Below are 24,510 nucleotides of genomic sequence, written 5' to 3' on the forward strand. Positions count from 1 at the left end.
CTTTCCAAAGAAATATTTTAATAATATAATTTCCAAAGAAAGGAATAAATCATGGCAACTGTAACTACTAAAACAGCAACCCAACCCGATGCTGCACAAGTATTAAGCAAAGCAGTAGGCCGGGCTGCCGAACGACTACAGCTTTCGCGCGCGATGTTGGCGACGATTCTTGGCTTGAGCCCAGCGACGATTACACGCTTGTATGACGGTAAGTATTTGCTAGACCAGAAGCGTAAAGAGTGGGATTTTGCGTTGTTGTTTGTGCGGGTTTTCCGCTCGCTGGATTCGATTGTGAGCAATGATGAAACTGCGCGAGTGTGGTTGACCAATAAAAACCTTGCCCTCAATGCCCGCCCCATCGACTTAATTACTCAAACGGAAGGCTTGGTGCGTGTCGTACACTATCTGGACACCTCACGCGGTCTCGTCTGAGGCGTTTGCCTGGCGTGGCTTAGCTTGGCGCATGGTGGAGGCGCAGCATGTGGCTTCGACCATGAAGCTGGTGGATACGGCGGCTGAGCAGAACATGCTTGAAGCGTTGCTCGACAATAGCAAACCGGCCTACCCTGACACCACAGCAAAGCTGGATTATCTGCTGGCAACACCTTTTCGCTACCCGACGCGTAAAGGGGGCTCGCGATTTAGAGGTGCTAATGACCCTGGGGTGTTTTATGGGGCTGAGTCGGTAGCAACCGCAGCCGCTGAGCTTGGGTTTTGGCGCTGGAAGTTTTTGATGGATGCGCCTGCCCTGACACATATTGAACCCGTTGCACACACGGCATTTCAAGTCTCACTTAAGGCACAAACGGTGGATTTACGACAACCACCTTTTGATGCAGATGCGGCATGGCTGCACAAATCAAATTACGGTCCGACGCAAGCATTTGCGCAATTGGCAAGAAGTGTTGATTTAGGCTGCATCCTTTATCGATCAGTGAGAAGCCCACAACCGGCATGGTGTATTGCGGTGCTAAAACCAGACGCTTTTGCGCAGAATAAACCCAAACCGGAAACGCAAACCTGGTGGTTAGCCGTGAGCCAACATGAGGTGATTTGGCGCAGAGAGCGCCAATCGCTAACTTTCAATCCGGCCATTTGGAAGTGAAGTTAGCGGATTAATTATAGGTGTTTTATGCAAAAAACCCCTTAAATTATTGAATTAACGATATAAATACTATCTTTACAGTGTATACACCCCTAAAAAATTTTGATATGTTACCGATATATCACAATAAATATGATGCTTTTGCGTCAAACAAACATCGGGGTGACATTGAAAATGATGGATATGTCTGGAAAATATTTGTACACCATACGCAGTGCGAATGGGGTGTTGGTTGAAAATTTGCAGATTTTTGGCAAGTCGCGTAACGAGGCGGACGCAAAGATCAGGCAGATGTATTGGCGCTGCGAAATTTTGAGTTGCAGCCTGGTGGCGGATTTGAGTGCGCGTGCACCAAACCTGAAAATGCAGTGGCTGCGGCCAAATGCTGCGTGAATAAAATGCTTTGAAAAAAGGCGCTTGGATTCAAGCGCCTTTTTTATTACCTAAAATAAATCGTTAAACAATGGCAACTTACACACTTATTAATGCCACAGGATACTGTGCCACTACACTATCAGCCGTGACCAATGTCACCCCTTCGACCAAGGTTTGCGATAGCAACATACGATCAAACGGATATTTATGAATATCTGGTAAGGCTTGCAGGTTGACGGTGTGAGTGCTGTTGATCATGATTTCCTCAAAGCCATTATCCAGCAAGCACCGTCGTAGTACGGCTGGGTCAACCTTAAAGTCTGCACGACCCAATGTATTTTTAATGGCGATTTCCCACAGGCTGGCACTACTGAAATACAGCTGGTTTTCAGGGTCTTCAATGAGTAACTTGGCTGTGTTTGAAAGTTGATTGGAGCCTTCTGCCGCCCGCAGCAGAATATGGGTGTCTAGCAATAACTTCATGTTATTCCAATCTAAACAGATGGGTAATTTCGGTTGCACCCATCACGTCAAAATCATCAGGAACCTGAATTTGACCTTTCATAAAGCCGATGCGCTGAGGCAGCTGCGTTTCTGGTGTATCAAGCTTAATCACCTTAACCAGAGGTTTGCCTGCTTTGGCGATAATAAAAGACTCACCATTCACTGCTTGGTCCACTAATTTGGAAAGCTGTGTTTTTGCTTCGTGTATGTTGATAACTTGCATGGCCACACCAGTAAACTAAGTTTAGTTAGTTTAGTTTAAATCTTGGTGTACTTTGCGTAAAAACTTATCTCAAAACAACGGCAGATTGCTGGCCCGCACATTATTCCTGACGACTTTTCTCTGCAGCATTTTTTTAACTGGGCTATCACTTGCAGCGAACAAGTCTTCTTCAAACAGCGATTGTTGTGCCGGGAACATATCGTCTTGCATCTGCGCGGTTTGCAGATCAAACCTGAGTTCGCACTCTAACCACAGGTCAGACTTGGGCACGCAGCAGCAGGGCAAGATTTCGTCAGCCGCGATAAAAGCGAGTGGCAGCTCGACGTAATCGACTTCACCGTCTAGCATGCGTACGCGGCAGGCACCACAATAACCGCTGCGGCATTGATACTCTACTTCGTGGCCGGTGCGCTCCAGGCCTTCGAGCAGGGTTTCTTGCGGGAGCAGGCTAAAGCGGCTGTGCTGGCTGCGTACGCTAATCATGGTTCATATTACAATTCAAAACCGTTAAGGTCGTCTGCCGATACTTCGGAGTCAATCTGACCAATCAGGTAGGAGCTTAATTCTACCTCTTGCGGCGCGACTTGCACGGTGTCTGAGGCGAGCCAAGTGTTGATCCATGGAATCGGGTTATTTTTGGCACCGGGGAATGCGGGCGGTAAACCAACCGAGGCCATGCGGCTATTGGTGATGTATTCGACATATTGGCACAAAATATCTTTATTGAGGCCAATCATAGAGCCATCTTTAAACAGGTATTCTGCCCATTCTTTTTCTTGCTCGGCGGCTGTTCTAAACATCTCAAAACACTCGCTATGCAGTTCGGCGGCAATTTCGGCGAACTCGGGGTCGTCCTGGCCGGAGCGCATGATATTGAGCATGTGCTGGGTGCCGGTGAGGTGCAAGGCTTCGTCACGTGCAATCAGGCGGATGATCTTGGCATTGCCTTCCATCACCTTGCGCTCGGCAAAGGCAAACGAGCAGGCAAAGCTCACATAAAAACGAATCGCTTCAAGAATATTAACGCTCATCAGGCAGCGGTAAAGCAGCTTTTTAAGTTCGCGCTTATTCACCACCTTGGTTTCGCCATTGATCACGTGGTCACCCTCACCCAGTTGTGAGTACAACATGGTTTGATGAATCAACTCATCGTAATAGTGGGCGATGTCAGAGGCACGCGCAGTAATATTGTCGTTACGCACGATGTCGTCAAAAATAATGGAAGGATCATTGACGATATTGCGGATGATGTGGGTATAAGAGCGCGAGTGGATCGTCTCGGAAAACGCCCAGGTTTCAATCCAGGTCTCGATCTCAGGCAATGACACCAATGGCAACAAGGCAACGTTAGGGCTGCGGCCCTGAATCGAATCAAGCAGCGTCTGATATTTGAGATTGCTGATGAAAATATGCTTTTCGTGCTCTGGCAAGCCTTGGTAGTCAGCACGGTCTTGTGACACATCGACTTCTTCCGGGCGCCAGAAAAAAGACAACTGCTTTTCGATCAGCTTTTCGAACACCGGGTATTTCTGCTGGTCGTAACGCGCCACGTTGACCGGCTGACCAAAGAACATGGGTTCTTTGAGCTGTTCGTTGTCGATTTTGGTAAAGATGCTGTAGGCCATAGCCGTGTTCCTAATGTTTAAGTTTTATTCTCAAACTGTTTTTAAAATCTACTCATTACCCCACTGCAATAAGCGTTTAATCAGTGAGCGAGCGGGATAAAGTGCAAGGCGTCCGGAGCACAGAAACCGGAATGTACATGGAGTACATGAGGATTTCGAGCACCGCACAACGTTGCAATTTGCCCGCGCAGCCACTGAGTCAGCGCTTATTTAAATCTTGCAGGCACCACTCGCACAACCATCGTCCTCTGCCTCAGTGCCACCTTCAGTCGCACCATCGCGGGTGTTGTGGTAGTACAAGGTTTTGATGCCCAACTTGTACACCTGCAGCAGGTCTTTGAGCAATTGCTTCATTGGCACACGGCCACCTTCAAAACGGGTTGGGTCGTAGTTGGTGTTAGCAGAAATAGACTGATCAACAAACTTTTGCATAATGCCCACCAGCTTGAGGTAACCCTCGTTGTTAGGCATTTTCCACAACAGTTGATACTGGTCACGCAGGCGGTCGATCTCTGGCACCACCTGGCGCAAGATACCGTCCTTAGACTGCTTAACCGACACCAGGCCACGCGGCGGCTCAATACCATTGGTTGCGTTTGCAATCTGGCTGGAGGTTTCTGACGGCATCAGCGCAGTCAAGGTAGAGTTGCGCAAGCCATCTTTTTGAATCTCTTTGCGCAGGCTCTCCCAATCTAACAGCAATGGCTCGCTACACACGGCGTCAAGGTCAGACTTATAGGTATCAATCGGCAACATGCCTTTGGCGTAGGTGGTTTCGTTAAACGCACCGCATGGGCCAAATTCGCGCGCCAACTGCACCGAGGCTTTTAACAAGTAGAACTGAATCGCCTCGAAAGTGCGATGAGTCAGGCCCAGCGCAGAATCACTGGTGTAGTTGGTGCCATTTTTGGCCAGGTAATAGGCGTAGTTGATGACGCCAACGCCCAATGAGCGGCGTTTGTTGGTCGCATTGAGTGCCGCTTTTACCGGGTAATCCTGATACTCCAGCAACGCATCCAGTGCACGCACCACTAAATCAGCCAGGCCTTCCAGCTCGTCTAATGATTCCAGCGCGCCCAGGTTAAAGGCAGACAAGGTACACAAGGCGATTTCGCCTTCTTCATCATTGATGTCATTCAATGGATTGGTCGGCAGTGCAATTTCCATACACAGGTTAGACTGGCGCACCGGAGCCACGGCCGGGTCAAACGGGCTGTGTGTGTTGCAATGGTCTACGTTTTGAATATAGATACGGCCAGTGCCTGCACGCTCTTGCATCATCAGCGAGAACAGGTCCACCGCTGGCAGGCTGCGTTTGCGGATGCTGTCATCGGCTTCATATTGGGTATACAGGCGCTCAAACTCATCCTGATCGGCAAAGAACGCATCGTACAGCCCTGGCGTGTCATGCGGCGAGAACAAGGTAATTGTTTGGCCCTTGATCAGGCGCTGGTACATCAAGCGGTTAAGTTGTACGCCGTAATCGAGGTGGCGCACACGGTTTTCTTCTACACCGCGGTTGTTTTTAAGCACCAGCAAAGACTCGACCTCAAGATGCCAGATCGGGTAGAACAAGGTGGCAGCACCACCACGCACGCCGCCCTGCGAGCAAGATTTCACCGCAGACTGGAACAATTTGTAGAACGGCAGGCAACCGGTATGCTGTGCTTCGCCACCACGGATTTCACTCCCCAGGGCGCGGATACGGCCCGCATTGACGCCTATCCCTGCGCGTTGTGAGACATATTTCACAATCGCACTGGTGGTGGCATTGATACTATCCAAGCTGTCGCCACACTCAATCAGCACACAAGAACTAAACTGTCTGGTCGGCGTACGCACGCCCGCCATGATAGGCGTAGGCAGAGAAATCTTAAAGGTAGACACAGCGTCATAAAAACGCTTGATGAAATCCAAGCGCGCCTGGCCTTTATAGTTAGCAAACAGACACATCGCGACCAAAATATACAAAAACTGCGGGCTCTCGTAGATTTTTTTGGTCACCCGGTTTTGCACCAGGTACTTGCCCTCAAGCTGCTTGACCGCAGCATAAGAGAAGTTCATATCGCGCCAGTGGTCAATGGTGCTATTGAGCACGTCAAATTCTTCGCGGCTGTAATCCTTTAACAAATGCTGGTCGTATTTGCCAAGGGCAGTCAGATTGGTCACATGGTCAAACAAATGCGGTGGCTCAAACTGGCCATAAGCAATTTTGCGCAGGTGAAAAATAGACAAGCGTGCAGCCAGATATTGATAGTCTGGCGTTTCTTCAGAGATCAGGTCAGCCGCTGATTTAATAATGGTTTCATGAATGTCATCGGTGCGGATGCCATCATAAAACTGGATATGGGAGCGCAGCTCCACCTGGGAGACCGATACATTGTTCAGGCCTTGTGATGCCCAATCAATCACCCGATGAATTTTATCGAGATTGATTGGTTCCTTGCGGCCATCTCTTTTTGTGGCCTGCATGGATTCGTATTTTGACATTAATGGCTCCCAATCCAGGAAGCGAGGGGTCCCAAAGCCAGACGCATTTCAACCGGGCAATACCCGGCCATCATCACGATGAAAAATGCACCCGCTCAAAGGCCAGACTAACAATCAGTGTTTATAGACCAATTGCATCTGCCGAGGACACCCCGCCTCAAACGTTAACAAGAAAAATTTCCACGGCAGGTCTCCTGGCTCTCAGGTCGTCATTATTTGCTTTCGCCTTCCCGAAATTGATTCAGTGGCTTGAGTGGCAGCAAACAACTCGCTGATTACAGTTGCGGGGGCAGCCCTGGCTTGATGATACTTAAGCGGCTTCACGCACCAGGTTCCCTATTAAATACAGAAGAAGAGTCTCTTCTGCATACCGTATGGATGCGACTATAAAACAATATCTATGGCTTTTCAATTACCTAAAACACAATATATTGATTTATTTTAATTGACAGCAAGCAACTGATTGTTTTCATTCAGGAATATTTCCACCACAAACAAATAGAGGTTTTTGCAACAATGTGCATGCAACTCGCATAGAATAAAAAGCTAGCCGAATCGATACATTCGCCAGTCGGAATCAACGCTTTTAAGGCGAGTAAACATAGTTTTAGTCACTATGCCAACGACAATAACCATGTAATCTACGCTTTATTATCGCAACACAGTTTTGTTAAATTATGCGACATTACGTATAACGAATAAAAACCAAATCCACTATGACTGATTTCTGTCATTACACACTACGTATTGCAACCCTACTCGCCTTAGCAGGCGCTTGCAGTGCAGTGCACGCCACCAATGGGATTAACCTGATTGGCTTTGGCGCTGAATCGACCCTGATGGGCGGTGCTGACGTTGCCGTCGCGCGCGATACCAGCGCGCTGAATACCAACCCGGCCGGGCTGACGCAAATCAAGGCGCCATTGCTGGATATGTTTGGCTCGGTGCTGCGTACGACCGACCTGGTGCACAAAGATCCGCGCAACGAAGAACATGCGTCGAACCGCTATACTTTACTTGGCGGTGGCGGCTATGCACGGCCGCTGGAAAATACCGCTTGCACGGCCGGTATCGGCCTGTTCGCGCAAGGTGGCGCCGGTGGCGTGTTCGACAACCTGCGTACGCCGTTTGGCAATCGCGATGACCTTTCCTCGCTGTTTGGTATCGCCAAGATCATCCCCGGTATCGGCTGTGAAGTAACGGACAAGCTCTCTCTAGGCGCCAGCCTGAATATCGTTTATGCGAGCATAGAACAGGATTTTTTCTCCAACACGTCTGTCAACTTTGGCGGCGGCTCGAGTTTTGCTGGCTATAAATTAGAGGGCGCCTCAGCCATCCGTACTGGCTTCAAGCTCGGCATGCAATATCGGGTAACGCCAACGCTGACGCTGGCGGCCGCCTATACTGAAAAAACCGAGCTCCCCATGACTGGTGGCACGCTGGTCGCTGATGACACCGCTCTTGGACTGGGCAAAGTAAAGTATTCAGATGCCTCCATAAAAGGCTTCGCCTTGCCGCGCGAAGTGGCTGTAGGGTTGGCGTTTAAGCCTACAGATGACTGGCTGCTATCATTTAAGCTCAATTGGCTCAACTGGGACGATGCGATCAATGAAGTGACCCTGCGTGCCACTACACCAAACAATGCCTCTGCGAAATCCGTCTATGGCAGCCCAATGAATGCCAACTGGAAAGACCAATGGGTGGTCGCAACAGGCGTCGCTTACAACTGGGATGACCGCACCACGCTTTATGCAGGTCACAATTACGGCAAAAACCCGATTCCGCGCCAGAACTCAAGTCCTTTATTGGCAGGCACCCTTGAGCATCACCTGACCTTCGGCGCCGCACGCAAGATTGACCAGCACTGGCTGATGACAGGCGGGGTCGAGTGGATGTTGCCGGTCAGCGTCAAATACAACAGCCGATTATTTGGTGAGTCTGAAATTCGTAATGAGGCGATTGTGCTGCACTTTATGCTGAGCCGCCGCTGGTAGATTTAAACAAATAGCTGAGCATTAATTTGTGATGCCCAGTTTTGATTTTGCAGACTGTTTTTTGCTCCAGATGAATACACCGGTGATAGAAATCATCACCAACACGATGCCAGTGAAACTGACAAATATTCGGTACGGCAAACCGAACACCTGCCCCATATGCAATGCCCCCAGCCAGTTACTGAAGGTATTCCCGGCCTCACCATGCGTCGGTAGCCACCAACCTTTTATTTCCCCTGTATAGACATCTATCAAAATGGCGGTATTGCCCCTGTCTTCGCGCAAATCGGCGGAGCTATGGACGGAATACATATACACCCCACGCTGACGATCTAATCGTAGCCTGTCTTCAAACTGAATAGTCAAATCGTGGGTATGCACAAAGCTCTGCATGGCTTGACGTGCCATGACGTGGGCCGCTGGCCAGGGCATGGGTAAACTTGCGAGCGGCTTATCTAATTTGGGCACGCTACGCCACGACAAATCGAATGGCAATATTTTGGACATGACGGGTAAATAGAGTTGGTCACGCAAGTTAAACATGACGCTGGACCAGGCGAAGATGAGTAAAACCGTGCATAACCACAAACCACAGGCGCGATGCAGGTCAAAATTGATACGCGTGGCACTGGCTTGCCATTTCACCATCCAGGCTGGTTGCCATCGGTGCCAGAATCTCTTTTTTGCATGCGTCTGGCGTCTGGGCAACGTCAATATAAACGCAACACAGGTGTCCAACGTCCATAACAAGGCCACAACTCCCATGATCAGATGCCCGCTTTCGCCCGGCAGGGCTAGCGAATAATGCAGCTTATAGAGAAATGTAATCAGGGTTGCTCGCTGAAACGGGCTCTCACCCCATTTGCGTGCGCCTAGGCTCGCACCCGTCTGCGGGTCGATAAACAGCTGGTCAGCCACCATCTCCATGGCTTGTGGATCTGCAGCACTAAGCCTGAAAGCCAGTACACGCTCAGTCAGGCCGGGGACAATATGTGCCTCTGGCAGCGTGAACAACACTTCATCTACCAGCGTACCGGCCGGGGCCTGCTGCTGCGCCAACTGTTGTAAGTGATAGGCATCCAGCACCGGTTGGCCAGCCTGCCAAGCTGGTTGAAACAGTTGCGGATTTAACCAGGCATCTATCTCATCTTCAAACGCAATGATGGTGCCAGTGAGCCCAGAAATAATCAGAAATGCTGCCATCGCCAGGCCCACCCAGCGATGCCACAGTACAAGTACGTGTCGCATTACCAGCGATAGGTCAAAGTGGCCATCACATTACGGCGATAGCCCCATTTACAACCATCTCCATAGTAACCACATGCAGCCACATATTCTTTATCAAATAAATTGCTCGCATTCATGGCAGCCTGCCACCCCTTCCACTGCTGGCCCAACAATGCCATATCGTAGCGCAGACTGGCGTCAACCAAGGTGTAGGCAGGCACTTTATACTCATTGGTATCTTCGCCATACCTAGCCCCGACATAACGAACACCCCCGCCTACACTCAACCCTGCCAACCAAGCAGTCGGCAGCTGGTAGTTAGCCCATAATGCAGCGGCGTGCTTGGGGATATTATTGGGGACATTCCCCTGCACCCCATCATTACTCTTGGTGATGTCCATCACGGTATGCGTAAAACTCGCTATCAAATCCAGGCCATTATCAAGCTGTGTTTTAGCTTCCGCTTCAAATCCTCGTGATCGGACTTCACCGCGCTGAATGTTGTAAGTGCCCGTGGCATCCTGCAAATCGGCCGTGGTGAGATTCTTGCGTGTGAGGTCAAATAACGAAAACGTGAGCATAGTGCGTTGCCCTTCCGGCTGAAAGCGCAGGCCTACTTCATATTGCTTGCCAGACTCTGGCTCAAATGGCTTACTGCCACGCGCCGGAGAACTGGTACCAATCACTGGCGTAAATGACTCGGTATAGCTGGCATAAGGTGCCCAGCCACTGTCTGTCAAATACACAAGACCCGCACGCCATGTTGTTGCCTGATCATTTTGAGCATTACTGTCAGCAGGCGTTAGATGATCCTCGCTGCTAGTGCGTGCCCAATCGCGTCGACCGCCCAGCGTTAACACCCATTTCTCATCTATTTTGATCTGATCCTGAAGATAAAAACCGGTTTGTCTTAATCTCTGAGTCACATCGTTATTGACGTTAAGCGTCGGGAGACCAACACCATAGACCGGGTTGTATATATCCAGATCAGAAAATACCCCAAAAGTACCTTCCACATCACTGCGCATTTTTTGATGGTCCAGGCCAATCAATGCCGTATGTGCAAAGATGCCTGACGCCCATTTGAATTGGGCATGGTTATCCACTGTCAGATTATCAACATCTTCTTTACTACCGCCGCCAAAACGGCTGATGGTACGGTTATCTGACTGCAATCCACTCAGGTATACAGACAGCGCATTGGTACGCATATGCTGATAGCGCAAGTTTTGACGAAACAGTAGATGCTCATTAAACGCATGCTCAAACAAATAACCCAATGCATAACGTTCCTGATTGAATTTATCTACACCTGGCTCACCGATAAATCGACTGGTTGGAATCCTGCCATTAGGATTAGCGTCCAGCGTGCCGACTTTAGGCAATGCCTGATAGCCCTGGCCGCGTACATTTTTTTGATAATCAGTCAGAATCGTCAACGAGGTTGCATCACTAGGACGCCATGTGATGGCCGGTGCAATAAAGACACGATCATCTTTCACATAGTCAATTTGTGTATCTGAATCCCGCCACAAACCAGTCAAGCGATAAGACCACACGCCATCGTCTGTCAACAACCCGCCAAAATCGGCAGCAACCTGCTTGCGGTCGAAACGACCAACCTGTGCCTGTAACTCATGAATAGGCACATCGGTTGGTTTTTTGCTGACCAGATTCACCAATCCACCCGGACCGCCTTGCCCATATAAAATTGAAGAGGGCCCACGTAGCACTTCCACCCGTTCCAGCCCATATGGCTCCAACACTGTGCCGCCCTGGTTGTTAAACGCATAAGACCGCAAACCATCGCGATATTGGTCTCGTCCATTGGCATCAAAACCACGAATGACAATATTATCTGCCCGCGGATCAGGGCCGTTAGACTCGGCATATACACCTGCGGTATATCGCAACGCATCACTGACAGACTGCACATTTTGCGCATTCATTTGATCACGTGTGATGACCGCAATCGATTGCGGAGCCTCGATAATGGCGGTATCCGTTTTGGTCGCAGAGGCACTTCGCTTGGCAACATAGCCATTCACCGGGCCGGTTGCTATTTCAGTGTCGCGGCCTTTAGGTGCAACCACGGTCACTTCCTTCAACGTTTGCACATCCTGTTGACTTTTAATCTCTGGACTGGATCTTTGCAAGGAAAACACGCCCCTACTCACTTCAATCGCCTGCAACCCTGTCCCTGATAGCAAAGCATCGAACCCTTGCTGCACCGTGTAATTCCCGTTGATTCCTGAACTAGTTTTGCCATTGACCAAGCCTGGCGGCAAGGTGATGCTAACACCTGACAGGCTCGCAAACTCACTGAGAGATTGCTCCAATGTATCGGCTTTAATGCGATAGCTTGTCACTGTGGCCTTGGTGCCATCTGCTGCATATACCGCAGACATATAAACAAATGAAGTACCGCTAACCGCCATCACAAGTAATGCAGTTTGAACTGCCTTGCGCAGTTGGTAACGATGAGTGTGCTGCTGCATGAGTTTCCCTTTTATTGGCATGTAAGTAATGAGAAATGCATCTCCCTTACTCACTTCACACGCCAGTTTTAAAAAAGGGACAAAAAAGAATTACTTTTATGCGCACGAATTTATTAAGTCTCTGGCCTATCCAGCATCATCCAATAACGCGTGAGGTAACTCACGCTCACTGGCAAGATAGTTGGCAAGCTGGCAAATACTTCGTCAGTATTACGTAACTGGAAAACACCGGATACTTTCAGGTCAGCCACGCCAGGCGCGCAACGGACAATACCGTTGCGATAGCGTGCCAACTCAGCCGCAAAATCGGCCAGCCGCATTTCGCGTGCGTGCAGAATGCCGCGCGTCCAGCCATCTTGATGAGGGCTCACGGTCACAGGAGCAGCGATTGCATCATGGTCAAAATGCGTCTGCCAGCCAGCGTTTAACACATGTTGCTGCCCACCACTGGTTATAATTTCAACTGCCCCCTCCAGCACAGCAAGACTTATGCTGTTGGAGCGCTGCTTCACAATAAACCGCGTGCCCAGTGGCCGTAACCGTCCATAACGCGTGGCAATCAACAGCGGTCGTTGCAACTTATCATGGTAACCAGTCTGTACCAGCACCTCGCCACCTTCCAATACGATCAAACGTTGTGATTGATCAAACGCGGTATTGAGTCCGGTCGCAGTATTCAAATAAATATCCGTGCCATCAGTCAGCTGTATGTGTTGCTGCTCACCGGTGCGCGTCCTGTATTCTGCACGTAGCATGCGCGCGGGCTCACTTTGCCAGCCTTGCCACCCAATCGCCCCAGTAGAAAGCAATATTGCCAGTGTTTTGATGGCACGACGGCGCCCGGCTTGCTGGCCATGTTGTAATGTGGCATAGGCCAGACTACCAGGCAGACCACTCATTTTATGACTCACTTCGACGGCACGCTGCCAGGCCATTTCATGCGTAGCATCCGCCGCACGCCATGTTTGGCAGGCAAGGTGGTCGTCCTGGCTGGCATTCGGCTCCTGCAAGCGGAAAAACCATTCAGCTGCCTGCAAAGCAGTTTTATTTGTCATGGTCATGGCATCAATACAATACATTGCGCCATGGCTTGTACCATGTAACGTTTCACACTGCGTTCGCTCACCCTGAGCTGTGTCGCAATGTCCGCATAAGGCATCCCCTCCAGTTGCGCCAGTAAGAAGGCAGCGCGTACTTTGGTTGGCAACCCATCCAGCATGCGATCAATTTGCTGCAAGGTCTCTAAAATAACGAACTTATGCTCGGCAGAAGCGACTGATGATTCGGGCATCAATGCTAAAGAATCCAGATAGGCTTGTTCTAATGCACGCCGACGATACAGGTTGGCAAGCAGTCGCTTAGCTACGACAGTGAGATAAGCGCGCGGCTCATTTAAATGCCAGTCTGAATTTTTTTCAATGATAGATTCAGGCGCATTAAGGAGACGCATAAAAGTATCCTGCGCCAAATCTGCAGCATCCGCCGCATGCCCAAGCTTACGCTGCAACCAACGTTGCAGCCAAGAATGGTGCTGTGTATAAAGCGCCTCAACAGCTTGCTGAATAACAAACTCGTTCGCTGACATATTAAGCTAACCTGCAAATGATAATTATTCTCATTTTATCATGTGCAGTTGATTTTTATAAGCATGCAACCTTGCTTGCTCTATTGGTATGGATAATGACCGACCAATGAAGGCACATACCATTGTCAAAACCGGGGGATGCTAGCCAACAACACGCATGACTAGCATCCCCGATTTCTTTAACAATTACAAACTACCACGCACGGTGAGCATGATGTTTTGCGGATCACCGTAGAATGTCTGCAAGGCATCCAGGTAATAGTGCTTATCGAACAGGTTGTTGATGTTCACTGCTGCCGTCCAGCGATTGTCTATCTTGTAACTGGCCTGCGCGCTCCAGATTGCATAGCCACCTTGCTCGCGCTTGATACTGTCCTGCGGCGTGGTGTAAGACGTCCGGCTTTGCATCACAACGCCGCCACCGATAGTGAAACGGTCCCACTCACCTGACAGGCGATAAGTGTTCCAGGCACGGAATAGATTGCGTGGGTTGTGGTCACTGTTCAGGCTTACCCCGTTCAGGTTGGAGTCACTGGCTCTGACATATTTGGCATCATTAAAGGTATACCCGGCAGAGACCTGCCAGCCCGGTAAGACTTCACCACTAATCTCTGCATCCAACCCTTTGCTTTTTTGCTCGCCTGCATTGATAGAGCAGGCACCGCCGGCGCAACCAACAAGGTTCTGTGGGTCATTAATAGCACCGTTAGATTGCTTGATATCGAACAAAGTCAATGAGGTATTTAGCTTGCCATCATAAAACTCGCCTTTGATGCCGGCTTCATAGTTTCTGCCGGTGGCTGGATTCAGCGCACTACCATTTGCCGTCAACATATTGCTTTGCGGTTTGAAGATCTCAGTGTAACTGCCATATAGCGACCAGTTGTCATTCAAGCGATAAATCAGCGCAGCATAGGGCGTGACTTCGTTTGATTGTTTGTAGCCACCATTAAATGAGCTTTCATACTCATACCAGCTGATACGGCCGCCAAGAATCAATTTGAGCGAATCTGCCAATTGCAATCGGGCATTGCCATAAAGACCTTGCCGGATTTCTTTGGAGTTTAAAGAGGCCGCATATACGCCTGGGTATAAACGTGGTACCTGTGACAGATCCAAAGTATTGAAATTGACGGCGTATTGCGGCACATATGAAACACGCGATGTCCTGCTGGATGGCATCTCAGCCTGCTGCCAGTTGGCACCGACAAACACTTCATGCGTCTGACCGAGTGCATCGAACTTGCCGGTTACCTGCGCATCGACTGCAGTGGTTTCGTATAATACCTTGGAGAACTCAACACGCGTATAACGCGTGCCTGTGAGTGTCAGTGGGTCTACCCGGCCATCGTTTGTACGGATAATCGTGTCTTCACGGTCATTACGCTGATAGAGTCCGCTCAGCTTAAATTTCCAGTTTTCATTGAATTGATGCGTAATATCCCCAAAAAATTCCTGCGTCTGGCTGTCATAACCAGTCCAGCTTGGCGCCAGTGAGGTAGACCGGGGCAGATTCAGATTGCTGCCATCAGTAGACATTGGTAAGCCACCGCGCACACGGCCACCATACTGGCGGTAATCCTGGTAGCGCATACCAATGGAGGCAACTGTCTTCTCTCCCAGATCCGCTTCCAGAATTCCGTACAGCAAAGGTAACTTTGATTGTGTCGCTTCATAGAAATAATGCCGGTCTTCGTAGCCTGCAATCAGGCGGCCACGTAAGGTACCCGCTGCATTGAGTGCACCAGTGATATCAGCATCCAGACGGTAATAATCCCAACTACCGGCACGCCCTGTGACTTGCAGTTGCTGCTCAGCCATTGGCCGTTTGCGCACCATGTTCACGGTACCGCCTGGGTCGCCATTGCCAATCAGCAAACCGGGTGCGCCGCGCAACACTTCGACACGGTCCAGCATGATGGTGTCCGGTGGCGTTCCGATGCCACCATAATCCCCCATAGGCACACCATCTACCATGTAGTTGCTGATTTCAAAGCCACGGGAATAATAGGTCGAGTGTCCGTAACCACGTAGCTGCTTGGTCACACCGGTGGTTTGCATTAACACACTGTCCAGTGTGGTCAGGTTCTGGTCGTCCATGCGCTGGCGCGTCATCACACTCACGGACTGTGGTGTTTCTCTCAAACTCTGCTCACCCTTGCCGATTGTCACGGCACGGGCGGTATAAGATTTAGTGCCTTCGCTAATGGCAGCCGATTCACGTGCTTTATTGGCAGTCACACTGACCTCAGGCAATGTCTGTTGTTGGCTGACCTCGTCACGCGATGATGGGGCTTTGCGCAACGCATAGCCTGCTGCGGTTTTTTCAGCGCTATAGCCAGTATCCGCCAGCAGTTTGGCAAAACCTTCCTCTACGCTATAGGCCCCTTTTAAACCGGCGCTACGCAAAGATTGAATATCTGCGGCATCCAGTGAAATAGAAACGCCAGACTGCTGCGCAAAACGCGTGAGCGCACTCGCCAGCGGCCCGGCAGCAATGTCGTATTGTTTAGTGGCCGCCACAGACTCTGCATAAGCGATCATGGGGCTAGTGAATAAAATAGGCAGACAGGCCAGTTGCAAGGCAAGCACAACAGGCGACAGCTTGTAGCCGCCTGCCTGCGCCTGGCGCTTTTGATTCAACGATTGCATGTGATGTGTTACTCCCTTAGTGAACAGTGTTAATCACCAAGACAACCGGCAATCAAAAACCGGAACCAGACAGTAAACATTTAATGCATTTTTAGGGATTAATTTTGACTGACACAATCCACGGAGTGAACTGTTGCAGTTGTATCGGGAAGCTCTCAGCCAATAATGCCAATGCACGCTCAGGGTCATCCAGCGGCAAAACCGCACTGACCATATAGCGTGAGCAAGCGGCGGTATCAAAGCGCAGATAGCCCTTGTGGTGACGCGCCAACGTGGCCAGCACATCAGATAATGGCTGATTATGTACCACCAGCTGATGCAGCTTCCAGGCATCATTAATGCTCTCGGCATCAACGGTATGCAGCACCCCAAGCTCGCTAGACGTAAAGCTGAGCCCTTCCCCCTGTTTAACAACAGACTGCACAGCCGCCTGTTGGCCGGGGCTGACACGCACTTTAGATTCAAGCATCAGGACTTCTGTAGAGTGGGCACGACGGCTCACTACAAAACGGGTGCCGAGGGCGGTAATACTGCCGTGCTCGGTCTCAACCACAAACGGGCGGCTGGCATCTTTGGCCACATCGACCAGCACCTCCCCTTGCAGTAGTTTTAAAGTACGGCGCCGCGCTGAAAAATCGACATCAATCGCGCTATGGCCGTTGAGTGTTACCTGGCTATGGTCGGCTAACGCTGACGATTGCCACTCGGCGGTGGCCGTGTGCATGTCTGCCAACCAGTAAGAGAGTGGATAGCCTTCCAGCATCAGGCGCGCGGGTAATGCCAACACCAGCAATAACGCCATCACACCCGCACCGCGCTTGAGTTGTCTACGGCGTTTTTCTTGCCTGATACCGGCCTGTATCGCATGATGTGCCACCCCTGATTGCGGACGCAAACCCTCCAGCCTGGCAATCATGTCCTGCATCTGTTTAACCGCCTCAGCATGGGCCGGATCACGTGCCAGCCATTGCTGAAACGCACTGTTCAAAGCAGGGTCTTGTGCGTCGTCTTCCAGGCGTAATAACCATTCAGCGGCTTGTTTGGCAATCGATGTCATCAGGCAGACTCACCCAGCACCATATGGCAATGCACCAGCACACTCACCAGGTACTTCTGCACCATTCTGGTGGAGACTTGCAACTCGGCCGCAATCTCTGCATGAGACAAGCCATCCAGATAGCGCAGCAGAAAAGCTTCACGTGGCTTGTGCGCCAAGCCTTGCAACATATGGCTGATATGCTCCAGCGCCTCAACGGCAGCAGCCACCTGCTCGGCTGAAGGGGCATAGGCTTCGCCCATGGCGACCACACCGGCAAGATAAGTTTCCTCAATCACTCGTCGCCGCGCTTGATTCAACAGCAGGCGCTTGGCCGTGGTGGTCAAATAGGCACGCGGCTCACGCATGGTGAGCAAGGCATCACGAGATACTAAAATACGGGTAAAAGTATCCTGCATCAGGTCAGCAGCCGCATGCGGACATCCCAGTTTTCTTCTTAACCAGGAAAATAACCAACCGTGATGTTCGCTATATAGACTATGTAGGGTTTGTTGCAGTGCACGCTCGTTTGCCAGCATGTGAAGACAGATTCCGCAAATTACAAATGATAATAATTCTCATTATACCATGTCATGCATTAACATTAATGCGTATCCGCTGCGTCTTTCAAGCACAGTCGCAACGCATGCTCAAGAGGCTGCACGCGCCCAGCCGCCGCCCAGGGCACGATACAGGTCAACCGAGGCCTGCAAGCGCTGTTGGCGTATTTGCAGCGTGACATCCTTGGCCATAAATAAGGTGCGCTCGGTATCCAGCAAGGTCAGCATCGTTTCAGCCCCCGCCAGGTAGCGGGACTGGGCAAAGCTGAACGCACGTTCAGCATTCTCCAGCGCCTCGGCTTGGGCAGCTGCCTGCTGCTCCAGCCCCTGGATACGGTTGAGGGCAGCCTCGACATCGGCAAATGCAGCCACAATGGTCTGCCGATAATTAGCCAATAGCTCTTGCCTGCGGGCAATCGTGAGATCCCTTTGTGCAGCAAGCCGCCCGGCATTGAAAATAGGTGCAGCCAAACCACTGGCAAGGCTGTACAAAGGATGATCAAGCACACGGCTCAGGTGGTCACTACTGGTAAGCACCCCTCCACGCAGGGTGATACTCGGCAACATCACGGCACGTGCCACTGCAATATCAGCCTGCGCTGCCAATAAGGCTGCTTCGGCACTGGCGATGTCCGGCCTGCGTGCCAGCAGGCTGGCGGGCACCCCTGCCCCTAACTGAGGCACTTGCACCTCTGCCAGCCGACTCTGATCCAACTGTAATCCGGCCAATGGCTGCGACAACAGTGTCGCCAGAATCGCCTCGGTATTGCCCTGTTGCTGCCTGAGGAGCGCCAAAGTTCGCCGCTGCGTAGCGACCAGACCTTGCTGCTGCGCCAGTGATAGCTGGTTAGCCGCCCCGGCACGGTAACGCGACTGCACCAGCTTTAATACCTGTTCAGCATTGTTGAGATTCTGCTGCGCAATCAACGCGCGCTCACGCAGGCCGGTCAGCTCCATCCAGGTATTGGCCACACTGGCGCAAAGTGAGAGACGTACACTGTCACGGTCAAACTGGCTAGCAGCAACCCTGGCCAACGCCCCTTGGTAAGCGGACCGGTTCTTGCCCCAGAAATCGATCTCGTAGCTCGCCGCCATGCCTACGGCATATTGGCTGACGTGAGCGGTATCACCACTGCCATCTAACCGCCCTTGGCGCCCGGCACTGGCTGTTGCCGACACCTCAGGCAGCAATGGTGCCCCTGCGACCACCGCCAGCTTCTGCGCCTGTGTGACGCGCGCAACGGCAGCGGCAAGATCGTAATTGGCGGTTTGCGCCTGTTGCACCAGTTGATCCAGCGCTGTGTTGCCAAATGCCTGCCACCAGTCCCGCTCTAGCTGCGCCTCACCTGGCGTAGACGGATACCGCCACTGCGCAGGCACCGTACTCAAACCATCTCCGGGGTTAAGCTGTAAGGGCTGCAACGGGCTGCAGGCGGCGAGCAATACTACCAGGGGAAAATAAACAATTAATTTCATATTACTCATTGGCAAGCGCCACCACAGGATCCAGGCTGGCGGCTTTACGCGCGGGCATAAAACCAAATACCAGGCCGGTGATCACGGCACAGAAAAAAGCACCCATAATCGCAGTCAGTGAAAAGATGACCGGCATGCCGAAAAAAACCAGTGTAATGCCGATAGATAGCCCAATCACAACACCAGTCACGCCACCAACCGTCGTCACCAGCACTGCCTCAGTTAAAAACTGTCGCAAAATATCGCGCTGACGCGCCCCTGTCGCCATGCGAATCCCGATCTCGCGCGTACGCTCGCGCACCGTCATTAACATGACATTCATGACACCGATACCGCCCACGCCCAGTGACACCACAGCAATCAGGGCGAGCATAAAGCCCATACTATCCTGGGTTTTGGCTTGTGCTGCGATCCAGGCGGCTGCGTTTTCGATTTGAAAATCACGCACACCGTGGCGGGCAAACAGCAATGTCTCCATGCTCTCGGCAGCCGCATCGACCAGTGTCATGTCTTTTACTTCTAACGTGACATAGCTCGGCTCCCGCTCGCCAAACACCCGCAGGCTTGCCGTGGAATAAGGGATAATCACCAGGTCATCATCACTCTGGTCGCCCGTCACCGCGCCCTTGGAGGCCAACACGCCGATCACCTGAAACGGCACGTTGCCTATCAAAATGGTTTCACCGATCGGATTTTTAACATCCGGCATCAGGTTTTGCACCAGCCGCTGCCCCAACACAGCCACCGTTGCCATGTGTTCGTCATCCTCTTCGGTAAAAAAGGAGCCTTTGACCACAGGCCAGGACAACATACGTGACATGGCCGCGCGCGACCCCTTAATGCGGGTTTGTGTATCTTCATTGCCAAAACGCACCACCTTGTTGCCAGAAAGACTAGGCAGTACATAGCTAATTTGCGGCAATTCTGCCAGCGCTTCCATGTCAGCAACGCTGATCCCACGACCGGGAATACGCGAGCTTTCGCGCTTGGCGTAGATATAAATATGATTAGTACCAAAAGCGCCCAGCTCTGCCACCACCCGCTCTTTGGTGCCCATGCCCACGGCCAGCATCACAATGACCGACGCAACGCCGATAATAATGCCGAGCAAGGTCAACCCGGTACGAAAGCGGTTGACCCACATCACACGCCAGGCAGCACGACAGGCTTCCAGCATATCGCCGCGCCACTGGTTGACTGCATCGCCAGCGGCAAATGTCAGGGCGGGAATATGATTGTGTTTAGCCGTATCACCAGCGTCTGTCGTGGCAAATTCAGTGTCACTGATGACATGACCATCCCGGATTTCAACCACACGGCGCGCGCGCGCAGCGACCTCGCGGTCATGCGTGATGAGGATGATGGTATGCCCGGCATCGGCCAGCTCATTCAGCAAAAGCATGACCTCTTCGCCACTGTGAGAGTCGAGCGCGCCAGTAGGTTCATCGGCCAGAATAATGTGGCCGCCATTCATGAGCGCCCGCGCAATAGAGACACGTTGCTGCTGGCCGCCTGACAACTGCTGCGGCCGATATTGCAGGCGTTCGGCCAACCCAAGCCGGGTCAGCAGTGCGGTTGCACGCTCAGCCCGTGCAGACTCCGCCATGCCAGCATACAGCGCAGGCATTTCTACATTCTCCTGCGCCGTCTCGGTTGAAATCAGGTGATAGCCCTGAAACACAAAGCCAAAGGCTTCGCGTCGCAGCCAGGCCAAGTCATCCGCGTCCAAATCGGCCACATCACGTCCGGCAAAATGATAGTGCCCGCTGCTTGGCCTATCCAGGCAGCCCAGGATATTCATCAAGGTAGATTTACCCGAGCCAGACGCCCCGACAATGGCGACAAACTCACCGGCGTGTATCTCCAGTGAAATGCCATGCAATATCTCAACCCGTGGCTGGTCACCACCGCCATAATGCTTGCGGATGTCACGCAGTGAAATCAATGGTTGGCAGCCGGTCAAAACTGGAACTTCCAGGCACTGGGCTGTGGAGATTTATCCGCAATAATTAACTGTTCACCTTCTGCCAGGCCAGAAACAATCTCGGCACGCAAGCGCGTACGCACACCGGTGACTACCTCATGCCAGCCGACTTGGCGATCTTTCGTCAGCACACGCACTTTGTATTGGTTAGGCTTACCCTCTACCAGGCTCAGCGCCGAGGTGGGCGCCAGAATCACCTGCTTGGCCTGCGCTACAACAAAAGACACTTGCGCTGTCATTTGCGGCATCAGCTCACCATCGGTGTTATTCACATCAAACAGCACCGTATAAAGCACCACTTTATTGCTCGTAGCTGCTTGAACGCCGCTTGTGCTGGCGGTCTCGGGCTTGGGCGGTGCTGGCAACACCTGCCGCACAGTGCCCGTCCAGCGGCGGCTATCGCCGCCCAGTGTTTTAAAATACACAATCATTCCGGGTTTAACATGCCGCACATCCGCCTCGGAAACATCGGTCCACACCGTCATCGTCGACAAGTCAGCAATCCGCAATAGCGTAGGTGTCTGGTAAGTGGCATTCAGCGTCTGGCCCGCTTTGGCATCAATAGACACCACGGTACCTGACATAGGCGCATAGATGCGCGTAAACCCGAGCAGCGCCTCATTCCCTTGCAAAGTCGATTGTGTCTGCACGATCTGCGCCTTGAGGTTTTTGATACGCGCAGCGGCCGTTTTCATGGTCGCCTCTGCCTGCTGCACATCCTCGGCACGTGTCGCATCTTCGGCATGCATACGCTGCTGGCGGGCATCCTGCTGGCGGGCAAAGGCATATTGCGCCTCTTGCTCCTCAAGCTGCGCTTGCAGCCCGGCCAGTGCTGCGCGCCCGGCATCCACGGTTGCTTGCGGCACACGCGGGTCTATCTCTGCCAGCAGTTTACCTTTTTCAATCACATCGCCCGGCTGCACATGCAAGGCCAGTATCTGTCCAGATACCTGCGCCCCCACGTCTACGTAGCTGCGTGGTTGCAACGTGCCTATCGCCGTCACGTTCTGCTCGATATCGCCACGCTGGACAACTTCTGTCTCATACGGTGATTGTCCCTGTGCTTGCCACCAGCGCCCCCCCATACCGAGCAGAATGATCACCAACAAGACCACAGGCCATCTGTACTGACGCCATCTCATTTAAGGCCGAACCTCAAAACTCAGCGTGGCGGTATGGCGCACATCTGCATACTGTTTACCCTGATAGTTCGCACTGCCGTTAACGCGGGCAGTCACCTCCAGTACATACAAGCCGGGGAAAAGAGGGCTTAGGGTGACCGTGCCATCCTCTGCCGGCTTGAGTGTGCGCACCCAGCCTTCGCTGGTACTCACATTTACTTGTGAGGCAGCCACCGCGTTGCCTTTCCATACCAGTTTAAACGTATTGCCATTGGGCTCCAGTGGCACCAACTCCAGGTCATTGACCGGTTTGGTTTCACTACGCCCCAGCTTGGCCTGGTAAAAATTCAACACATCACCCTGGCTCACCACCTGCGCGGTCAGCCTGATATCGCCTGACGCCGGATCAACCTGCAAATGGTCTTGTTGCTTTTTGAGTGACAGCGTTTGCCCATCTGCTACAAAAGCGCGACTGCTATTGAGCACTGTAATATCGGCACGCTTTGCAGTCTCATGTTGGCCGATAAAAACGTGCGTGCCATCCGCTGACGGCTCCAGCCAGACGTAATCGGCATTTGCCGCACAACTGCCTATAAGGCACGCGGCGGCGACCGCCCGTAACCCGAGGGTAAAGAGGCCGGTGTTCATATGAAAACGCTCCTTGTAATCTTGTGATGTTCAGAAAAATGTACGCACTTATAAGCTATGACACGCGAGCATCCAAAAAGGGCACTTTTGTCGTCTTGTGACAGGCGTAGCACTTATGACGCATGTACTGGCAGTCGCTGATGCTTGGCATGGCCATTTTTGGCGGCAGAACGCCGCTTTCTCAACCAGATAATGATGCCGGTCACACTGAGCATGGCAACCACCAAGCCCATCAGCGAAATCAGAATACGGCCGGGCAATCCGATAATGCGCCCGGAATGCAAAGGAAACTGTGCCTGCATAAAGATATCTCCGGCAGTGCCTGTGCCTGGCACATCGCAGCCTATCACCTGGCCGGTCATGGCATCAAAATATAACCAGGGGTTACCCAACCCGCCATCGCCATGCGCCTGCGCCGGTTCAAAAAAACCAACCTGATACGTGCCATATCGATCGGCATACGCAATCGCTCCTGCCGGGAGATGCCAACCACGTTTATCTGCCTCTTCACGGGCGACAGCTAGTATTTGCTCGCGACTAAAAGCAGGTTTAATCGGCGCATTATCAGGGCTAGGTTTACGCGCATCAAACGGACTTGGGGTTAACGGTGAAAAGACCGACACCAATGGCTGCATCACCGCGTCGTTCAGGTTCATAGACACAGAAGTAATGGCCAGCATCAACAGTAATAACCAGGTCCACACGCCGCCTGAGCGATGCAAATCAAAATTCATTTTTGGCCAGCCCTGGCCAACACGAAAAGCAAATGATTTACGCCAGCTAGCCAAGTTAGGGAATGATATCCATAGCGCCAGAAAACAATCCAGCACCCAAACAATGGCAATGATCCCCATCACCCACAAACCTAAATAAAAATCTTCGCCAATTTTTGGCAGGTGCAGGCTGTAATGCAGCTTATAAAGAAACGGCAGCAGGTTTTCGCGCGTCATGGATACTGCCCCCCATTGCCGTGCACCCTGCATGGCAGCGGTCGCCGGGTCAATCGCCACTTGATTAAAACCGAGCTCAATACGTTTGCCCGTGTCTGCACTTATCTGGCCACGCACCCCCATCATTAAAGTGTGACCAGCCTCAATGGATAAAGGCACATAACTCACCAGCAACTGTGGATTGGCTATTTCTACCTGACGTGCCAGCGCTAATGGTGACAATGGCTTGGCGGATTCGCCGCTGCGTGCACTAAATAATTGTGGGTTAAGCAACGCATCCAGTTCATGATCCCACGAAATCACGGCCCCAGTCAGTCCGGCAATAAACAGGAAGACTGCCATAAACAGCCCTGCCCAGCGGTGCACCGTCACCAGCGTCAAACGTAAATGGGATAACTTCACAAACCAACCTTTCAACCACGACATACTGAATTACGAGGCGCACTACATGCGCCTT

21 protein-coding genes and 1 riboswitch are annotated in these 24,510 nt (G+C 51.7%); of the genes, 4 read left to right on the forward strand and 17 right to left on the reverse strand.

Going from position 1 to position 24,510, the window contains the following annotated elements; translation table 11 throughout:
- Positions 1–51 precede the first annotated feature (51 nt).
- From METH5_RS0101125 to METH5_RS14665, 3 genes are all read left to right on the forward strand, one after another.
- On the forward strand, positions 52–432 hold the full coding sequence (locus tag METH5_RS0101125; RefSeq protein ID WP_029146763.1) for an antitoxin Xre-like helix-turn-helix domain-containing protein: 381 nt from the start codon (positions 52–54) through the stop codon (positions 430–432).
- Complete coding sequence (locus METH5_RS0101130; protein WP_029146764.1) at positions 392–1,105, forward strand: RES family NAD+ phosphorylase; 714 nt, start codon at positions 392–394, stop codon at positions 1,103–1,105. The genes METH5_RS0101125 and METH5_RS0101130 overlap by 41 nt, the downstream gene beginning before the upstream one ends.
- A 141-nt stretch (positions 1,106–1,246) precedes the next feature.
- On the forward strand, positions 1,247–1,498 hold the full coding sequence (locus METH5_RS14665) for a hypothetical protein (RefSeq protein WP_232410887.1): 252 nt from the start codon (positions 1,247–1,249) through the stop codon (positions 1,496–1,498).
- A gap of 78 nt (positions 1,499–1,576) precedes the next feature.
- On the opposite strand, the gene METH5_RS0101140 is transcribed toward METH5_RS14665, so the two are convergent.
- From METH5_RS0101140 to nrdA, 5 genes are all read right to left on the reverse strand, one after another.
- The gene (locus tag METH5_RS0101140; RefSeq protein ID WP_029146765.1) at positions 1,577–1,963 is read right to left on the reverse strand and encodes a type II toxin-antitoxin system VapC family toxin; all 387 of its coding nucleotides are present in this window, start codon (positions 1,961–1,963) and stop codon (positions 1,577–1,579) included.
- 1 nt (position 1,964) lies between these two features.
- Positions 1,965–2,207 carry a type II toxin-antitoxin system Phd/YefM family antitoxin gene (locus tag METH5_RS0101145; protein WP_029146766.1) on the reverse strand — a complete coding sequence of 81 codons (243 nt, stop codon included), beginning with the start codon at positions 2,205–2,207 and terminating at the stop codon, positions 1,965–1,967.
- 69 nt (positions 2,208–2,276) lie between these two features.
- Positions 2,277–2,690 (reverse strand): class I ribonucleotide reductase maintenance protein YfaE, encoded by a 414-nt coding sequence (gene yfaE, locus METH5_RS0101150; RefSeq protein WP_029146767.1) that lies wholly within the window; start codon positions 2,688–2,690, stop codon positions 2,277–2,279.
- Between the two features lie 8 nt (positions 2,691–2,698).
- A complete protein-coding gene (gene nrdB, locus METH5_RS0101155; protein ID WP_029146768.1) occupies positions 2,699–3,832 on the reverse strand; it encodes a class Ia ribonucleoside-diphosphate reductase subunit beta in 1,134 nt (377 codons plus the stop codon).
- 210 nt (positions 3,833–4,042) lie between these two features.
- Positions 4,043–6,322, reverse strand: a complete 2,280-nt coding sequence (gene nrdA, locus METH5_RS0101160) for a class 1a ribonucleoside-diphosphate reductase subunit alpha (RefSeq protein ID WP_029146769.1) — start codon at positions 6,320–6,322, stop codon at positions 4,043–4,045.
- A gap of 166 nt (positions 6,323–6,488) precedes the next feature.
- Positions 6,489–6,712: riboswitch (cobalamin riboswitch) on the reverse strand.
- A gap of 326 nt (positions 6,713–7,038) precedes the next feature.
- Between nrdA and METH5_RS0101165 the strand changes: the two genes are divergently transcribed.
- Entirely contained in the window at positions 7,039–8,316 is a 1,278-nt protein-coding gene (locus METH5_RS0101165) for an OmpP1/FadL family transporter (RefSeq protein WP_029146770.1), read from the forward strand.
- 21 nt (positions 8,317–8,337) lie between these two features.
- Here METH5_RS0101165 and METH5_RS0101170 read toward each other — a convergent pair whose 3' ends face one another.
- From METH5_RS0101170 to METH5_RS0101225, 12 genes are all read right to left on the reverse strand, one after another.
- A complete protein-coding gene (locus METH5_RS0101170; protein ID WP_029146771.1) occupies positions 8,338–9,564 on the reverse strand; it encodes a PepSY domain-containing protein in 1,227 nt (408 codons plus the stop codon).
- A complete protein-coding gene (locus METH5_RS0101175) occupies positions 9,564–12,041 on the reverse strand; it encodes a TonB-dependent siderophore receptor (protein WP_088177777.1) in 2,478 nt (825 codons plus the stop codon). Before METH5_RS0101175 ends, METH5_RS0101170 begins: the two co-directional genes overlap by 1 nt.
- A gap of 113 nt (positions 12,042–12,154) precedes the next feature.
- A complete protein-coding gene (locus METH5_RS0101180; protein WP_036308047.1) occupies positions 12,155–13,096 on the reverse strand; it encodes a FecR domain-containing protein in 942 nt (313 codons plus the stop codon).
- 2 nt (positions 13,097–13,098) lie between these two features.
- Positions 13,099–13,626 carry a sigma-70 family RNA polymerase sigma factor gene (locus tag METH5_RS0101185; protein WP_029146774.1) on the reverse strand — a complete coding sequence of 176 codons (528 nt, stop codon included), beginning with the start codon at positions 13,624–13,626 and terminating at the stop codon, positions 13,099–13,101.
- Positions 13,627–13,812: 186 nt separating this feature from the next.
- Complete coding sequence (locus tag METH5_RS0101190; protein ID WP_029146775.1) at positions 13,813–16,278, reverse strand: TonB-dependent receptor; 2,466 nt, start codon at positions 16,276–16,278, stop codon at positions 13,813–13,815.
- 91 nt (positions 16,279–16,369) lie between these two features.
- Positions 16,370–17,335 (reverse strand): FecR family protein, encoded by a 966-nt coding sequence (locus tag METH5_RS0101195; RefSeq protein ID WP_029146776.1) that lies wholly within the window; start codon positions 17,333–17,335, stop codon positions 16,370–16,372.
- Positions 17,335–17,853, reverse strand: coding sequence for a sigma-70 family RNA polymerase sigma factor (locus tag METH5_RS0101200; RefSeq protein ID WP_036307454.1), 519 nt, complete (start codon positions 17,851–17,853; stop codon positions 17,335–17,337). The genes METH5_RS0101195 and METH5_RS0101200 overlap by 1 nt, the downstream gene beginning before the upstream one ends.
- A gap of 111 nt (positions 17,854–17,964) precedes the next feature.
- A complete protein-coding gene (locus tag METH5_RS0101205; protein ID WP_029146778.1) occupies positions 17,965–19,350 on the reverse strand; it encodes an efflux transporter outer membrane subunit in 1,386 nt (461 codons plus the stop codon).
- Between the two features lies 1 nt (position 19,351).
- Positions 19,352–21,313: a MacB family efflux pump subunit gene (locus METH5_RS0101210; protein ID WP_036307456.1), complete on the reverse strand. Its 1,962-nt coding sequence runs from the start codon at positions 21,311–21,313 to the stop codon at positions 19,352–19,354.
- Positions 21,310–22,449: an efflux RND transporter periplasmic adaptor subunit gene (locus tag METH5_RS0101215; protein WP_232411076.1), complete on the reverse strand. Its 1,140-nt coding sequence runs from the start codon at positions 22,447–22,449 to the stop codon at positions 21,310–21,312. The genes METH5_RS0101210 and METH5_RS0101215 overlap by 4 nt, the downstream gene beginning before the upstream one ends.
- Positions 22,450–22,476: 27 nt before the next feature.
- Positions 22,477–23,103 carry a hypothetical protein gene (locus METH5_RS0101220; protein WP_029146781.1) on the reverse strand — a complete coding sequence of 209 codons (627 nt, stop codon included), beginning with the start codon at positions 23,101–23,103 and terminating at the stop codon, positions 22,477–22,479.
- Positions 23,104–23,216: 113 nt separating this feature from the next.
- Positions 23,217–24,455, reverse strand: coding sequence for a PepSY domain-containing protein (locus METH5_RS0101225; protein ID WP_232410889.1), 1,239 nt, complete (start codon positions 24,453–24,455; stop codon positions 23,217–23,219).
- Between the last annotated feature and the right edge of the window lie 55 nt (positions 24,456–24,510).

The organism is Methylophilus sp. 5 (assembly GCF_000515275.1).
Lineage (GTDB): Bacteria > Pseudomonadota > Gammaproteobacteria > Burkholderiales > Methylophilaceae > Methylophilus.

Bases quoted from the DNA above. Each gene is read 5' to 3' on its own strand.
- nrdA (WP_029146769.1), bottom strand. From the start codon at position 6,322: ATGTCAAAATACGAATCCATGCAGGCCACAAAAAGAGATGGCCGCAAG.
- METH5_RS0101205 (WP_029146778.1), bottom strand. From the start codon at position 19,350: ATGAAATTAATTGTTTATTTTCCCCTGGTAGTATTGCTCGCCGCCTGC.
- METH5_RS0101170 (WP_029146771.1), bottom strand. From the start codon at position 9,564: ATGCGACACGTACTTGTACTGTGGCATCGCTGGGTGGGCCTGGCGATG.
- METH5_RS0101180 (WP_036308047.1), bottom strand. From the start codon at position 13,096: ATGACAAATAAAACTGCTTTGCAGGCAGCTGAATGGTTTTTCCGCTTG.
- METH5_RS0101200 (WP_036307454.1), bottom strand. From the start codon at position 17,853: ATGCTGGCAAACGAGCGTGCACTGCAACAAACCCTACATAGTCTATAT.
- METH5_RS0101185 (WP_029146774.1), bottom strand. From the start codon at position 13,626: ATGTCAGCGAACGAGTTTGTTATTCAGCAAGCTGTTGAGGCGCTTTAT.
- METH5_RS0101140 (WP_029146765.1), bottom strand. From the start codon at position 1,963: ATGAAGTTATTGCTAGACACCCATATTCTGCTGCGGGCGGCAGAAGGC.
- METH5_RS0101175 (WP_088177777.1), bottom strand. From the start codon at position 12,041: ATGCAGCAGCACACTCATCGTTACCAACTGCGCAAGGCAGTTCAAACT.
- METH5_RS0101125 (WP_029146763.1), top strand. From the start codon at position 52: ATGGCAACTGTAACTACTAAAACAGCAACCCAACCCGATGCTGCACAA.
- yfaE (WP_029146767.1), bottom strand. From the start codon at position 2,690: ATGATTAGCGTACGCAGCCAGCACAGCCGCTTTAGCCTGCTCCCGCAA.
- nrdB (WP_029146768.1), bottom strand. From the start codon at position 3,832: ATGGCCTACAGCATCTTTACCAAAATCGACAACGAACAGCTCAAAGAA.
- METH5_RS0101220 (WP_029146781.1), bottom strand. From the start codon at position 23,103: ATGAACACCGGCCTCTTTACCCTCGGGTTACGGGCGGTCGCCGCCGCG.
- METH5_RS0101195 (WP_029146776.1), bottom strand. From the start codon at position 17,335: ATGACATCGATTGCCAAACAAGCCGCTGAATGGTTATTACGCCTGGAA.
- METH5_RS0101165 (WP_029146770.1), top strand. From the start codon at position 7,039: ATGACTGATTTCTGTCATTACACACTACGTATTGCAACCCTACTCGCC.
- METH5_RS0101190 (WP_029146775.1), bottom strand. From the start codon at position 16,278: ATGCAATCGTTGAATCAAAAGCGCCAGGCGCAGGCAGGCGGCTACAAG.
- METH5_RS0101145 (WP_029146766.1), bottom strand. From the start codon at position 2,207: ATGCAAGTTATCAACATACACGAAGCAAAAACACAGCTTTCCAAATTA.